Source organism: Streptomyces sp. WG5 (assembly GCF_049974565.1).
GTDB lineage: Bacteria > Actinomycetota > Actinomycetes > Streptomycetales > Streptomycetaceae > Streptomyces.
In genome coordinates, this window is record NZ_JBNGGC010000031.1 from 18,264 (window position 1) to 32,442 (window position 14,179).

The 14,179-nt window shown below is 70.5% G+C and carries 12 protein-coding genes; 8 read left to right on the forward strand and 4 right to left on the reverse strand.

Annotated elements, in window-relative coordinates; genetic code table 11:
- Window positions 1–64 precede the first annotated feature (64 nt).
- The 5 genes from ACP4IX_RS27525 to tgmC all read left to right on the forward strand — a co-directional run bounded on the left by ACP4IX_RS27525 (window position 65) and on the right by tgmC (window position 4,794).
- On the forward strand, window positions 65–1,252 hold the full coding sequence (locus tag ACP4IX_RS27525) for a helix-turn-helix domain-containing protein (protein WP_426557159.1): 1,188 nt from the start codon (window positions 65–67) through the stop codon (window positions 1,250–1,252).
- 361 nt (window positions 1,253–1,613) lie between these two features.
- The gene (locus tag ACP4IX_RS27530; RefSeq protein WP_426557161.1) at window positions 1,614–2,081 is read left to right on the forward strand and encodes a DUF6415 family natural product biosynthesis protein; all 468 of its coding nucleotides are present in this window, start codon (window positions 1,614–1,616) and stop codon (window positions 2,079–2,081) included.
- Between the two features lie 351 nt (window positions 2,082–2,432).
- Window positions 2,433–2,726: a putative ATP-grasp-modified RiPP gene (gene tgmA, locus ACP4IX_RS27535; protein WP_426557163.1), complete on the forward strand. Its 294-nt coding sequence runs from the start codon at window positions 2,433–2,435 to the stop codon at window positions 2,724–2,726.
- Window positions 2,723–3,673, forward strand: a complete 951-nt coding sequence (gene tgmB, locus ACP4IX_RS27540) for an ATP-grasp ribosomal peptide maturase (protein ID WP_426557165.1) — start codon at window positions 2,723–2,725, stop codon at window positions 3,671–3,673. The genes tgmA and tgmB overlap by 4 nt, the downstream gene beginning before the upstream one ends.
- Entirely contained in the window at window positions 3,673–4,794 is a 1,122-nt protein-coding gene (gene tgmC / locus ACP4IX_RS27545) for an ATP-grasp peptide maturase system methyltransferase (RefSeq protein WP_426557167.1), read from the forward strand. The genes tgmB and tgmC overlap by 1 nt, the downstream gene beginning before the upstream one ends.
- Window positions 4,795–4,994: 200 nt before the next feature.
- On the opposite strand, the gene ACP4IX_RS27550 is transcribed toward tgmC, so the two are convergent.
- Window positions 4,995–6,020: an ATP-dependent 6-phosphofructokinase gene (locus ACP4IX_RS27550; protein ID WP_426523519.1), complete on the reverse strand. Its 1,026-nt coding sequence runs from the start codon at window positions 6,018–6,020 to the stop codon at window positions 4,995–4,997.
- A gap of 196 nt (window positions 6,021–6,216) precedes the next feature.
- Here ACP4IX_RS27550 and pta point away from each other — a divergent pair, with 196 nt between their 5' ends.
- From pta to pyk, 3 genes are all read left to right on the forward strand, one after another.
- Window positions 6,217–8,322 (forward strand): phosphate acetyltransferase, encoded by a 2,106-nt coding sequence (gene pta / locus ACP4IX_RS27555; protein WP_426523520.1) that lies wholly within the window; start codon window positions 6,217–6,219, stop codon window positions 8,320–8,322.
- Window positions 8,319–9,533, forward strand: a complete 1,215-nt coding sequence (locus tag ACP4IX_RS27560; protein ID WP_426523521.1) for an acetate kinase — start codon at window positions 8,319–8,321, stop codon at window positions 9,531–9,533. The genes pta and ACP4IX_RS27560 overlap by 4 nt, the downstream gene beginning before the upstream one ends.
- Before the next feature lie 73 nt (window positions 9,534–9,606).
- The gene (gene pyk / locus ACP4IX_RS27565; RefSeq protein ID WP_426523522.1) at window positions 9,607–11,037 is read left to right on the forward strand and encodes a pyruvate kinase; all 1,431 of its coding nucleotides are present in this window, start codon (window positions 9,607–9,609) and stop codon (window positions 11,035–11,037) included.
- A gap of 70 nt (window positions 11,038–11,107) precedes the next feature.
- On the opposite strand, the gene ACP4IX_RS27570 is transcribed toward pyk, so the two are convergent.
- From ACP4IX_RS27570 to ACP4IX_RS27580, 3 genes are all read right to left on the reverse strand, one after another.
- Window positions 11,108–12,472, reverse strand: coding sequence for a hypothetical protein (locus ACP4IX_RS27570; RefSeq protein WP_426557169.1), 1,365 nt, complete (start codon window positions 12,470–12,472; stop codon window positions 11,108–11,110).
- Window positions 12,462–13,046 carry a DUF6114 domain-containing protein gene (locus ACP4IX_RS27575; protein ID WP_426557171.1) on the reverse strand — a complete coding sequence of 195 codons (585 nt, stop codon included), beginning with the start codon at window positions 13,044–13,046 and terminating at the stop codon, window positions 12,462–12,464. Before ACP4IX_RS27575 ends, ACP4IX_RS27570 begins: the two co-directional genes overlap by 11 nt.
- A 113-nt stretch (window positions 13,047–13,159) precedes the next feature.
- Window positions 13,160–13,813, reverse strand: a complete 654-nt coding sequence (locus ACP4IX_RS27580; protein ID WP_426557173.1) for a DUF6230 family protein — start codon at window positions 13,811–13,813, stop codon at window positions 13,160–13,162.
- Window positions 13,814–14,179 lie beyond the last annotated feature (366 nt).

Sequence of the window (14,179 nt, forward strand, 5' to 3'; positions counted from 1 at the left end):
TCGTGGGCACGCAGCGTGTGGACGCGAGTACCGTTCGAACTGGGCGCACCGAACTGGAGTCAGTATGCCTGCACTCACGGATGACGGGGTGGGTCGGCGGATCGCCTATTACCGCAGCGTGGTCCGACCCAAGATGACGCAGCAGCAGCTCGCCGACGCGGCCTGTGTCGCACTCGGCACCGTCCGGAAGATCGAGCGGGGCGAGCGGGGCGTCACCGACGCCACCCTGGAAGCCATCGCGGATGCCCTCGGGGTCGACCCTGCCCGTCTGCGCTCCGATCGCGGTGCGGCGCACACTCGTGTCCGGGCCGCGCTGCCTGCGCTCTCCGCTGCCATCGCCACCTACGATCTTCCCGACGACGGGCCGGTCCGCCCGCTGCGCGACCTGCGTACTGAGGTAGCTGAAGCAGCACGATGGAGGCTGGCCGCGCAGTACACGCGCATCGTCCGCTCGCTTCCCGGCCTGCTGGTCGAACTCGCCCGCGCCTTCCACGACGCGCCCGCCGAAGACCGAGCCGAGTCGGCCGGGCTGCTGGTCAAGGCCTACCGGTCCGCGGACGCAGTCGCCTACAAGTTCGGCGCCCAGGACCTGTCTGCTCGCCTCGTCGACCTGATGCGGTGGGCAGCCCCCGAGGCAGGCGATCCCACGTTGGCCGCGTCCGTCGCTTACGTTCGCACGGAGACGTTCTTCGCGGCTCGCGCCCACGCTGCCGGTCTGCGGGCACTGGAGCAGGCACTGGACGCGGCCCCTGCTCCGGTGAGCGCGTCGGCCATCGCCGCCCGCGGTGCACTTCACATGAGAGCCGCGGTCATCGCCGGCCGGGCGCACGACTCCACTGCCGCGACCAGCCATCTCGACGACGCCCGGGAGATGGCCGACCAGGTGCCGGAGGGCGTGTACTGCGGCACCGCGTTCGGCCCCGACTCAGTGCGTACCCACGAGGTGTCGGTGGCCGTCAGCCTCGGAGACGTACACGTCGGCCGCGCCCTGGACATCGCCCGCGAGTGGAAGCCTCCCGAAGGCATGCCGGCGGAGCGCCGCAGCGGCTTCTACATCGAACTCGCCCGCGCCCAGCTGTGGACCGGACTCCCCGATGACGCCTTCGCATCCCTGAAGGTCGCCCGGCACATCGCGCCGCAGCACACGAGGGAACACCCGTGGGTCCGCGAGGACGCGGCCAAGCTGCGCCGCCTGAAGCGAGCGGATGCGGAAACACTCACGCACTTCGCTGAGTGGTGCGCCGCGACCTGAGCGGCCTGCCCCAGGTACCCCTTGTCGGGGTACTTGTGACCTTCACCGGCCCTCACCATCTGTTGCACGCGCAGGAACCAGCAGACGGGAACCGGGATGCCTGACGTACTCCCGTTCGCGCCCACGGTCATTCACGGGCGCGCGAGCGTTGTCCGACTGCGTGGCGAGGCCTGCTTCGACTGCGGGGCCGTCCACAAGACCCTGCGCGTAGCTGGGCACGTCACGGTCCGAGGCGGCAACCGCGTGTGGCAGGTGTTCACGGCGGGTGCCACGTAACCGGTGCACGGACGTTCCAAGACCCCGGCGGCCGGGCGAACGGCCCCGGGGCGCGGCCAACGCTCAACGAGGGAGCGCCAACATCATGAACGCTACAGCCCGCAGAACGGCCGGGGTCAAGATGACCCTGCACGTCTGCCGCGTCACCACCCATGGCACGGTCACCGACGACGACGGCACGGTGAACGCCACGCAACAGAGCAAGGCGACCGCCGTCGACCTGGAGGAGATGCGTGAGACCGTCCTCGCCCTCCTGAACCCCGACGGCAGCCCGGCCGTCCCAGAACCAGCGGACCCGGAAGCGGCGACGCTGACCGAGCTGCTGCGCGGCCACCTCCAGATGCTGGCCCCCGAAGTGGAGGCAGCGGTCGGGACGCTGCCGGACAGCATTGCACGCTACTGCGCGCTCGCCTGCATCGGCGAAGCCCGCGACAAGCTCCGCACACAGCCGATCCTGCGACCGGGTGGCTCCGTCGCCTACGCCCGCCGCTTGGCCCGCGTCCTGCACGCCCTGTGCGAGCACCACGAACGCATGTGCGGCAGGCCCGGATGACGCGGTCCTGATCACACAGGAGGCCGGCAGCTCCGGCCCGGCCGGCACGTGCGGACCCACCGCGCGCACGCCGATCGAATCATCGAGCCGCATCCGGTGACCGTCCGTGCCACGACACACACCCTGCTCGCGCGCGCCTCCCGAGAGGCGAGTGACCGCCCAGCGCCTCCCGGCGCCCCAGGCGGACCCACGGCGACCGCAGGGTCACGGTCGCACCCCCCGAGAACGCCCGTCTCGCTGGTGGTGCGCACGACACCGGCGAAACAGGTCCCGAGACTCCCGCCCGCCCCACCCCGGAGAGGTCGAGCCCCCGGGCGGAACCACCGAAAGATCACGAGAGAGGACGATCCCTTGTTCGCACACTCTGACCGCCTGCCCACCGGGACGCCGCTGCCGTCCGGCACACTCACCCCGGTCCCTTGGGGCGTGCGCCGCATGGCCCCTTACCCATCGCCCGCCCCCGGCTACGCCCGGGCCCTCCTGGACCCTGCCACGCAGACCACCCGGTACTTCGACGCCGACGGTCGCGTCATGGAGATGGGCGGACACGGCACCAGTACCGGCACCAACCCGGCCACGGGCACGAGCCCTGACGGCAACGGCTCCACGCAGGACACCGACACCGGGAACGACACCGACCAGTGACCGATGCCGGTCCGGTGCTGGTCGTCACCAACCTGGACGACCCCACGGCCGACGTGGTGATCAGCGAGCTTCACGACCGGGAAGTCCCGGTCGTGAAGCTCGACTCGGGGGACTTCCCCTACGCACTGTCGGTCGCGGCCACGATCACGTCGACCGGTGTGGAAGGCACACTCTCCACGCCGTCCCGGACCGCCGACCTCGCCAAGGTCCGGTCCCTGTACTACCGCCGGCCTTCCGGCTTCGCGTTCCCCCACCTGAACGATCAGGACGCACGGTTCGCCGTCGCTCAGGCCCGCTACGGTCTCGGTGGCGTCCTTGCCTCCCTGCCGGACTGCCGGTACGTCAACCATCCCCACCGCATCGGCGATGCCGAATTCAAGCCGTCCGGTCTCGCCGCAGCGGCGAGTTCGGGTTTCCGTCTTCCGCCCACGACCATCACCAGCGACCCTGATGCAGCCCGGGCCTTCATCAAGCAGCACTGCCCGGTGATCTACAAGCCGTTGTCGGCGCCGCTGTACCGCCTCGACGGCATCTCCTCCACGGTGAAGGTCGCCGAAGTCGCGGCCGACGACATCGACGAAGCCGTGGCCGGCACCGCGCACCTGTTCCAGCAGCGCGTGGACAAGACCGCAGACGTACGGGTCACTGTCATCGGGGAACAGGTCTTCGCCGTCCGTATCGACTCTGACCTGCTGGACTGGCGCACCGCCTACGACCGCCTCACCTACACCGTGGTCCCGCTCCCGCACGGCGTCGCCGAATCGCTGTACGCCTACCTGTCCCACTTCGGTCTCGTCTTCGGCGCTTTCGACTTCGCCATCGACCGCGAGGACCGATGGTGGTTCCTGGAGTGCAATCCCTCCGGCCAGTGGTACTGGCTGGAGCTCGAGACCAGCCTGCCCATGCTCGCGGCCATGGCCGACCTCCTGGAAAGAAGGAGCCGCTGATGACCCTCACGGACACCACAGCCCTGCGTCGGGAGCTCGTCGACCGGCTCACCGCAGACGGTGCCCTGCGCAGCGAGCCCTGGCGCGCGGCCGTCGAAGCCGTGCCCCGCCACGAGTTCCTGCGCGACGGCTTTTTCCGGCGCTTCGGCGACGCCTGGCAGCCGGTGCCTGCCGACCGGGAAGACTGGCTGGAGCGCTGCTACACGGACGAGTCGCTGGTCACCCAGATCGCGGGCACCATCGTGCCCGGCGACATCCGCGGCGAGATCCTGCGCGAACCCACCTCGTCCAGCACCTTGCCGAGCCTGGTGGTGCAGATGCTGGAAGACCTCCAGGTCCAGGACGGCGACCGGGTGCTGGAGATCGGCACCGGCACCGGATACTCCACCGGCCTGCTCTGCCACCGGCTCGGCGACGGCCTGGTGACGTCGGTGGAGGTGGACGCCGAAGTCTCCCGTCGCGCCGGCATCGGCCTGGGGGCGTGCGGCTACTTCCCGGACCTGGTCGTCGGTGACGGCCTGGCCGGACACCAAGACGGCGCCCCGTACGACCGGCTCGTCGCGACGTGCGGCGTGCGGGAGGTGCCGCACACCTGGCTCGAGCAGACCAAACCGGGCGGCATGGTCCTCGCCACCCTGTGCGGGTGGATGCATTCTTCGGAGCTGGCCCAGCTTACCGTCGGTCATGACGGGGTGGCGCACGGCCGATTTCTCGGGAGGCAGGTGTCCTTCATGCTTGCCCGGCCGCACTTGCCGCCGCCGCTCGGGATACTGCCCGATTTCGAGTCCGGCGAGGAACGGTCGACGCGGGTCGGCGCTGACGTCCTGGACGACTGGGACGCGCGGTTCGTCGCCCAGCTCGCGGCGCCGCGTACGCAGAGGCTGAGCCTGACGTCGGCTGACGGAACCCGGCACGTCCTCGTCGATGTGGAGGCCGGCGCCTGGGCAGCCCTCGCTCTGGATCGCGAGCAGTGGACCGTCCGACAAGGCGGGCCGGTGCCGCTGTGGGACGCCATGGAGGATCACCTGCTGCGCTGGCAGACGGACGGCTCTCCGGCCCTGGACCGCTTCGAGATCATGATCACACCCCAAGGGCAGCGGGTCACCTGGCCCACGCCCTGACGCCTCCCATGTGCGGCCCCGTCCGTCCCGCCCTCCCACGTGGTGGAAGGGCGGGGCCTCAGTCGTTGCTCAGGACCGTCCCGCGGGTATCGAGAACAGCCGCTCCAGATTTACCTCGCCCTGGATCAGCCAGGTCGAACGGTGGGGCGACGCCCCCCCCCCGGCCCTCCCTGCTGCGACAGGATCTGGGGACCAGGAAGCTAGAAGACCGACTCCGCCTCGTCCATCCGGTCCTTCGGCACCGTCTTCAGCTCGGTCACGGCCTCCGCCAGCGGCACCATGACGACGTCCGTGCCGCGCAGCGCGGTCATCCGGCCGAAGTCGCCCCGGTGCGCGGCCTCCACCGCGTGCCAGCCGAAGCGGGTGGCGAGCACCCTGTCGTAGGCGGTCGGTACGCCGCCGCGCTGGACGTGGCCGAGGATGACCGGCTTGGCCTCCTTGCCGAGCCGGCGTTCCAGCTCGTACGCCAGTGCCGTGCCGATGCCCTGGAAGCGCTCGTGGCCGAACTTGTCGATGGCGCCCTTGCCGTAGTCCATGGAGCCCTCGGCGGGGTGGGCGCCCTCGGCGACGCAGACGACCGCGAACTTCTTGCCGCGGGAGAACCGCTCCTCGACCATCTTGACCAGGTCGGCGGGGTCGAAGGGGCGCTCGGGCAGGCAGATGCCGTGGGCGCCGGCGGCCATGCCGGACTCCAGGGCGATCCAGCCGGCGTGCCGGCCCATGACCTCGACGACCATCACGCGCTGGTGGGACTCGGCGGTGGTCTTCAGCCGGTCCATCGCCTCGGTGGCCACGCCGACCGCCGTGTCGAAGCCGAAGGTGCGGTCGGTGGAGGAGATGTCGTTGTCGATGGTCTTCGGCACGCCGACCACCGGCAGGCCGGCGTCCGACAGCATCCGGGCGGCGGTCAGGGTGCCTTCGCCGCCGATCGGGATGAGCGCGTCGATACCGAAGCTCTGGATCATGTCGCCGGCGTTCTCGCAGGCCTCGCGGAGCCGGTCCCGCTCCAGCCGGGAGGAGCCGAGGATGGTGCCGCCGCGGGCCAGGATGCCGCTGACCGCGTTCAGGTCGAGGGCGCGGTAACGGCCGTCCAGCAGGCCCGCGTAGCCGTCCTCGAAGCCGATGACCTCGTCGCCGTAGTTGTCGACCGCTCGGTGCACGACCGACCGGATCACTGCGTTCAGGCCGGGGCAGTCGCCGCCTGCGGTGAGAACTCCGATACGCATCGTGCTGTGTCTCCTGCTCGCTGTTGACACCGGTGAGCCGAACCAATTCTTTCATGGCCGGCCCCCCGGCGGGCACTCACGGACACTGACGGGCGCCTTAGCCATCCCCGGAGGTATTGTCAAGAGGGCTCTGCTCACCCCGGTGGGTGATCTCTGTGCACGGGACAGCCGCCACCAGACGAAACGGAGACCACGCGTGACGCGCAGCGTGTACGTGACCGGTATCGACCGCGGCGACGGCCGCCAGGTCGTCGAACTGGGGGTCATGGAGCTCCTGACCCGGCAGGTCGACCGGGTCGGCGTCTTCCGTCCCCTGGTCCACGACGGACCCGACCGGCTCTTCGAGCTGCTGCGCGCCCGCTACCGGCTCGCGCAGGACCCCGCCACCGTGTACGGCATGGACTACCAGGAGGCGTCCGCCCTCCAGGCCGAACAGGGCACGGACGAGCTGGTGTCCGCGCTGGTCGACCGGTTCCACCTGGTCGCCCGCGACTACGACGTCGTCCTCGTCCTCGGCACCGACTTCGCCGACACCCAGTTCCCGGACGAGCTGTCGCTGAACGCGCGGCTCGCCAACGAGTTCGGTGCCTCGGTGCTGCCGGTGGTGGGCGGCCGCAAGCAGCCCGCGGAGTCCGTGCTCGCCGAGACCGTCAACGCCTTCCGCGCCTACGACGGGCTCGGCTGCGACGTCCTGGCCATGGTGACCAACCGGGTCGCCCGCGAGGACCGGGACGAGATCGCCGAGCGGCTCACGGACCGGCTGCCGGTGCCGTGCTGGGTGGTACCGGACGAACCCGCCCTGTCCGCGCCGACCGTCTCCCAGATCGCACACGCCCTCGGCGCCGAGGTGGTCCTCGGCGACGACTCGGGGCTCGCCCGCGACGCGCTGGACTTCGTCTTCGGCGGGGCCATGCTGCCCAACCTGCTGGCCGCCCTGACCCCCGGCTGCCTGGTCGTCACCCCCGGCGACCGCGCCGACCTGGTCGTCGGCACGCTCGCCGCGCACAGCGCGGGCACCCCGCCGATAGCCGGCGTCCTGCTCACCCTGGACGAGGTGCCCGGCGAGGGCATCCTCACCCTCGCCGACCGCCTCGCCCCCGGCACGCCGGTGCTCTCGGTGACCGGCAACAGCTTCCCCACCGCCGAGCGGCTCTTCTCCCTGGAGGGCAAGCTCAACGCGGCCACCCCGCGCAAGGCGGAGACCGCCCTCGGCCTCTTCGAGCGGTACGTCGACACCGCCGACCTCAGCAAGCGGGTCTCCGCGCCGAGCAGCGACCGCGTCACGCCGATGATGTTCGAGCACAAGCTGCTGGAGCAGGCCCGCTCCGACCGGCGCCGGGTCGTCCTCCCGGAGGGCACCGAGGAGCGGGTGCTGCACGCGGCCGAGGTTCTGCTGCGCCGCGGCGTCTGCGAGCTGACCCTCCTCGGACCCGTCGAGCAGATCCGCAAGAAGGCCGCCGACCTGGGCATCGACCTCGGCGACGCGCAGCTGGTCGACCCGGCCGCCAGCGAGCTGCGCGACTCCTTCGCCGAGAAGTACGCCGCCCTGCGCGCCCACAAGGGCGTGACGGTGGAACTCGCGTACGACGTCGTCTCCGACGTCAACTACTTCGGCACGCTGATGGTGCAGGAGGGGCTGGCCGACGGCATGGTGTCGGGGTCGGTGCACTCGACGGCGGCGACGATCCGCCCGGCCTTCGAGATCATCAAGACCAGGCCGCAGGCGTCGATCGTGTCGTCCGTCTTCTTCATGTGCCTGGCCGACAAGGTCCTGGTCTACGGCGACTGCGCGGTCAACCCCGACCCGGACGCGGAACAGCTCGCCGACATCGCGACCCAGTCGGCCTCCACGGCGGCGCGGTTCGGGGTGGATCCGCGGATCGCGATGCTGTCGTACTCGACGGGCACGTCCGGTTCCGGCGCCGACGTCGACAAGGTGCGCGAGGCGACCGAGCTGGTCCGCTCGCGCCGGCCGGACCTCAGGATCGAGGGGCCGATCCAGTACGACGCCGCCGTCGAGCCCTCGGTGGCCGCGACCAAACTGCCCGGCTCGGAGGTCGCCGGCCAGGCCAGCGTCCTGATCTTCCCGGACCTGAACACCGGCAACAACACGTACAAGGCCGTGCAGCGCTCGGCCGGCGCGATCGCGGTGGGCCCGGTGCTCCAGGGCCTGCGCAAGCCGGTCAACGACCTGTCCCGGGGCGCGCTCGTCCAGGACATCGTCAACACCGTCGCCATCACGGCGATCCAGGCCCAGCAGTCCCCCACCGAGTCCCCCACCGAGAAGGCGTCCGACCTGTGAGCGCTGCCCGCGTCCTCGTCCTCAACTCCGGCTCGTCGTCGGTGAAGTACCAGCTGATCGACATGCGCGGCGGCGACCGGCTGGCGGTGGGCCTCGTCGAGCGGATCGGGGAGGAGACCTCACGGCTCAGGCACACGCCGGCGGGCGGCGGGGCCCGTGAGTGGAACGGAACCGTCCCCGACCACGACGCGGCGCTGAAGGCCGTCGCGGCGGAGCTGGCCAAGGACGGCCTCGGCCTGGACTCGCCCGAGCTGGCCGCGATAGGTCACCGGGTGGTGCACGGCGGGAAGCGCTTCACCGAGCCGACCGTCGTGGACGACGCGGTGCTCGCCGAGATCGAGCGCCTCATCCCGGTCGCCCCGCTGCACAACCCGGCGGGCCTCGCCGGTATCCGCACCGCGCAGGCACTGCGCCCGGACCTGCCGCAGGTCGCCGTCTTCGACACCGCCTTCCACACGACGATGCCGGAGGCCGCGGCCCGCTACGCGATCGACGTCGAGACCGCCGACGCGCACCGCGTGCGCCGCTACGGCTTCCACGGCACCTCGCACGCGTACGTCTCCCGCCGGACCGCGCAGCTGCTGGGCAAGGCGCCCGAGGACGTGAACGTCATCGTGCTGCACCTGGGCAACGGGGCGTCCGCCTCGGCGGTGCGGGGCGGGCGTTGCGTGGACACCTCCATGGGGCTGACGCCTTTGGAGGGGCTCGTGATGGGTACGCGCTCGGGAGACATGGACCCGGCCGTCATCTTCCATTTGATGCGTGTTGGCGAAATGTCCGCCGACGAGATCGACACTCTTCTCAACAAGGGGAGCGGTCTGATCGGGCTGTGCGGCGACAACGACATGCGGGAGATCCGCCGCCGTGTCGACGCCGGCGACGAGCGGGCGCGGCTGGCCTTCGACATCTACATTCACCGGCTGAAGAAGTACATCGGCGCCTATTACGCCGTTCTCGGACGGGTGGACGCGGTGGCCTTCACCGCCGGGGTCGGGGAGAACTCGGCGCCGGTGCGGGAGGCCGCGGTGGCGGGCCTGGAGGAGCTCGGCCTGGTGGTCGACGGCGAGCTGAACGCCGCGCGCGGCGACGGGGCGCGGCTGATCTCACCGGCCCGCGCGCGGGTGGCGGTGGCCGTGGTGCCGACGGACGAGGAAATGGAGATCGCGTCACAGACCTACGCGCTGGTAAATGGTTCGGGGAATCTCACCTGAGCGGCATCCCGCCCTTTTGTACATTCCGCCAGACGGAATATTCCGCAGCGAAACAAACCGATAGGATCGCCCCATGCGCCGTTCGAAAATCGTCTGTACTCTCGGCCCCGCGGTCGACTCCCACGAGCAGCTCGTAGCGCTGATCGAGGCCGGCATGAACGTGGCCCGCTTCAACTTCAGCCACGGCACCCACGCCGAGCACCAGGGGCGTTACGACCGTGTCCGGGCCGCCGCCAAGGAGACCGGCAGGGCCATCGGTGTCCTCGCCGACCTGCAGGGCCCGAAGATCCGCCTGGAGACCTTCGCGGAGGGCCCCGTCGAGCTGGTGCGCGGTGACGAGTTCACCATCACCACCGAGGACGTGCCGGGCGACAGGACGATCTGCGGCACGACGTACAAGGGCCTGCCCGGCGACGTCACCAAGGGCGACCAGGTCCTCATCAACGACGGCAACGTCGAGCTGAAGGTCACCGAGGTCGAGGGCCCCCGGGTGCGGACGATCGTCATCGAGGGCGGCGTCATCTCCGACCACAAGGGCATCAACCTGCCCGGCGCGGCCGTGAACGTGCCCGCGCTGAGCGAGAAGGACATCGAGGACCTCCGCTTCGCGCTGCGCATGGGCTGCGACCTGGTCGCGCTCTCCTTCGTCCGGGACGCCAAGGACGTCGCCGACGTGCACCGCGTGATGGACGAGGAGGGCCGCCGGGTCCCCGTCATCGCCAAGGTGGAGAAGCCGCAGGCGGTGGAGAACATGGAGGGCGTCGTCGCGGCCTTCGACGCCGTCATGGTCGCCCGCGGCGACCTGGCCGTCGAGTACCCGCTCGAGAAGGTCCCCATGGTGCAGAAGCGCCTCATCGAGCTGTGCCGGCGCAACGCCAAGCCGGTGATCGTGGCGACCCAGATGATGGAGTCGATGATCACCAACTCGCGCCCGACCCGCGCCGAGGCCTCCGACGTGGCCAACGCGATCCTGGACGGCGCGGACGCGGTCATGCTGTCGGCGGAGTCGTCGGTGGGCGCGTACCCGATCGAGACCGTCAAGACGATGTCGAAGATCGTCACCGCCGCCGAGCAGGAACTGCTCTCCAAGGGCCTGCAGCCGCTGGTGCCGGGCAAGAAGCCGCGCACCCAGGGCGGTTCGGTGGCCCGCGCCGCCGCCGAGATCGCCGACTTCCTCGGTGGCAAGGGCCTGGTGGCCTTCACCCAGTCCGGTGACACCGCCCGCCGGCTGTCCCGCTACCGCGCGGCCCAGCCGATCCTCGCCTTCACCACCGACGAGTCCACCCGCAACCAGCTGGCGCTCAGCTGGGGCGTGGAGCCGCACGTGGTGCCGTTCGTGAACAGCACCGACGAGATGGTCGACCTGGTGGACCAGGAGACGATGCGCCTCGGCCGGTTCAGCGACGGCGACATCGTCGTGATCACCGCCGGTTCGCCCCCCGGCGTGCCCGGCACCACCAACATGGTCCGCGTGCACCACCTGGGGGAGACGCGGCGCGGCTGACGTTCCGTCCCGTACGCACCGAGGGCGCCCCCTGTGGCAGGGGGCGCCCTCGGCACCGTTCCGGCCGCTCTCAGTCGGTGATGTACTGATGCAGCCCGGGGATGTGCAGGGTCCCGCCGAACTGACCGGCCTGCACCACCTTCACGTCGGTGAAGTAGATCAGCGGGATGTCCAGCGGCGGCGGGTGCTCCGGGTCGAAGGTGATCGGGATCAGCCCGAGCAGGTTGCCCGAGATGCTCTCCGTGTACATCACCGTGTCACCGTTGGTGATCGTGGACGTCGAGCCCTTGGCCGCCTGCACGTGGTAGGTCTTGCCGATCTGCTCGTCCTTCACGATCTGGTGCAGGTCACCGATGTCGGTGCCCTTCGATATGACGTACTTCAGCGCCTTCTTGGTCTTGCCGCTCGCCGTCTTCACCTCGACGATCCCCTCGTACGAGGCTCCCTTGAGGAGCAGCGAGCTGGCCTCGAGGTGCCAGGGGTCGTCCGGCACCGGGATGGAGTTGTCGACGCCGCCCACCTCGTCCGTGGCGACCGGGCAGTCCTCCGGGTCCGTGCCGGCGCTCTCGGAGGCGCTGGGGCCGGGCGAGGCGGTGGCCTCCCCGGCCGTCTCCTTCGCCCCGGTCTCCGCCTCGCCCTTCGCTCCGTCCTCCGCCTCGCCCTTCGCCTTCCCGGTCGCCTCGTCCCCCGGTTCCTCGGCGGACCCTGCCGCCCCCGACGCCGTGCCGGTGTCCTTGTCCGTGGTGTCCTTCGCCGGGTCCAACGCGTCCTCGCCGGTGCTCCCGGACGCCGAGGGGGACGGCGTGGGGCTCGGGCTCTCCTCGGCCTTCTCGCCGCCGGTGAAGATGCCCTCGATGGCGTCGCCGAGGCCCTCCAGCAGACCGCCGCCGCTCTCGGTCGCCGAGGGGGACGCCTCCTCGCTCCGCGGCTCCTTCTCCTGCGAGGCGGAAGCGCTCGGGGCGGGCTCGGCCTTGTCGTCGGAACCTGAATCCGACGAAGAGGCAGCACCCGTCTCCGTGCCCTTGTCGCTGCCGGAGCCCCCTGCCGAGGCCGAGGGGCTCGGCTCGCCCGCGTCGTCCTTGGCGTCGTCACCCTTGGCGTCGCCGGCCTTGCCGGTCGCCGGCGCCGAGGGGGTGGGGGAGGCGGACGATCCCTTGTCGGCGCCCGTCATGGCCTCCACACAGGCCTTGTACTCCTCGGCCGTCATGCTGTTGGCCGACGGCGCGCCCTGGTCGTTGCCGTCCGCGACGGCGAGGGTCGGCGTGAACCCCAGCCCCATGAGGACCGCCGTGGGCATCGCCGCCAGGGCGATCGCCTTCCCGGCCGGCATGTGGAGCCTCGTGAGCAGCGGCTTCTTGGGAGCCGCGTGGCGCGGCCCGGTTCTCGCGCGGGACGCCTCCACGTCAGTTCCGCGGGTCGCCTCGTCAGCCGGCACTGTGCCTCCCGTTCGCCCCGTTGCCCGGGCTCGTTCCTGACAGGTCGTTCGGCTCGTCCGGCATGCCGGCTCCCGTCCGCCGCGGCATGACGGTGTCGGGCTCCGGGCCGTCGAGGACCGCGCCCTCGGGGGTGTCGTCCGTTCCGTTGCCCGCGGCCGGCGGCTCGGGCTCGGGGGGCGTGCCCGGCACCCACGACACCGCCATCGCCCCGCCGACCAGCGAGAGCAGGAACCCGATGACGAAACCGCCGAAGTTGGACACCGGAATGGAGACCAGTCCCAGAAGGATCGCCGCGACGCCCGCGAAAACCCTGATGTGCCGCTGGAACCACAGGCTCAGTCCGAGGACCACGAGCAGCACACCGATGATCAGGGACCCGGCACCCGCGGTGGTCGACATCGCCAGCGTCAGGTGACCGATCTGCAGATTCGCGTACGGGAAGTACATGATCGGAAATCCGGCCAGCGCGACGAACAGACCGGCCCAGAACGGCCGCGCGCCTCGCCAGGCACGGAACTGCAGCCTCCGGCGGGTGAACTGGCCGGGTACGGCGGCAGGAGTCTCGGCGCTCATGGAAAACAGCTCCCTGGTACGGCTTTGCTGTGGTGGAGAAGCAGGCCGCGCACGACGGCGCGGCCGGTGGGGAGACGGGCGGGGCGCCAGGGGCCCCGCCCGTCAGCGAGCGCTCAGTAGCACTCGATGTTCTTGCCCTTGCCCTTGTGCAGGGACATGCTCAGATTGGGGAGCTTGAAGGTTCCGGCGGTGGTGGCCCACGCCGTCTGCTTCACGTCCTTGAGCACGGCCCTGTCGGACTGCTGAGCGAAGCCGAACCTGTTGGCCTGCTCCTTGCCACCCTGCATGCCGGGGCCCTTGCTCAGGTCACCGGCGGCCACGCCGATTTCCATGCCCTCGAAGGTGGCGTCGGCTTCGAGCTTCTCGACGTCGAGTTGCAGGTTCTTGGCGAAGACCTGCTTGTCTTCGTCCGAGCTGTTACCCGCCTCCAGCCGGAGGGTGACAGAGCCGATCACCGGGATGTTCGGCGTGACGACGGACTGGCACATCTTCTCGATGTGCGCCTCGCGGAACGACGAGACCGCCACCGGGTGGTGGACCTTGTCGCCGGTGAGCGTGTACCCCTCGGTGAGAGCGCCGTACTGCGTGAAGCCCTCGCCTCGAAGCTCCTTCGCCGTCACCTTGAACGACTGCCCCGACACACTGAACGACGCGGCGAGAGCGCCCTGCGCCATCGCGACACCTATCGCCGCCGTCGCGGCAACGCTGGGCACCATGACCACAGCGAACCGCTTCCATCTGGTCCCGCCACGCACCTGGGACTCCATATTTCCTCCTTCTCGGACGTACATCTCCTGGCCTCGGCCGGCCCCGGGATCGGCGGCTCGGCCGGGCAGGGATGGGAGAAGTGCTACGTCCTCGGGAAGGAGAGCGCCCGCACTCGGCGGCGCGTACGACGCGCCCGAATCACCGGCGATCACCCCCGAGCGACAACCACTGGTCGCGCCTGACACGATCACGCACAACCCTGCTGGACAGGCTTCGCCGGGTGGGCGAAGACCCCCCTGCCCAAGAGCCGGCTCCACTGCCGCCGGCCCTGCTCGGTGGGGACCCAGGAACCCCCGCGACCCGACTGGCTTTCGGGGTACGGGAACGGACCGAGCGTCGCCGATCGTGGTGCATTCTCGCCGCCG

Coding starts and splice junctions, on each gene's coding strand:
- ACP4IX_RS27530 (WP_426557161.1), top strand. CDS start 1,614: ATGAACGCTACAGCCCGCAGAACGGCCGGGGTCAAGATGACCCTGCAC.
- ACP4IX_RS27525 (WP_426557159.1), top strand. CDS start 65: ATGCCTGCACTCACGGATGACGGGGTGGGTCGGCGGATCGCCTATTAC.
- ACP4IX_RS27550 (WP_426523519.1), bottom strand. CDS start 6,020: ATGCGTATCGGAGTTCTCACCGCAGGCGGCGACTGCCCCGGCCTGAAC.
- pyk (WP_426523522.1), top strand. CDS start 9,607: ATGCGCCGTTCGAAAATCGTCTGTACTCTCGGCCCCGCGGTCGACTCC.
- tgmC (WP_426557167.1), top strand. CDS start 3,673: ATGACCCTCACGGACACCACAGCCCTGCGTCGGGAGCTCGTCGACCGG.
- ACP4IX_RS27575 (WP_426557171.1), bottom strand. CDS start 13,046: ATGAGCGCCGAGACTCCTGCCGCCGTACCCGGCCAGTTCACCCGCCGG.
- ACP4IX_RS27580 (WP_426557173.1), bottom strand. CDS start 13,813: ATGGAGTCCCAGGTGCGTGGCGGGACCAGATGGAAGCGGTTCGCTGTG.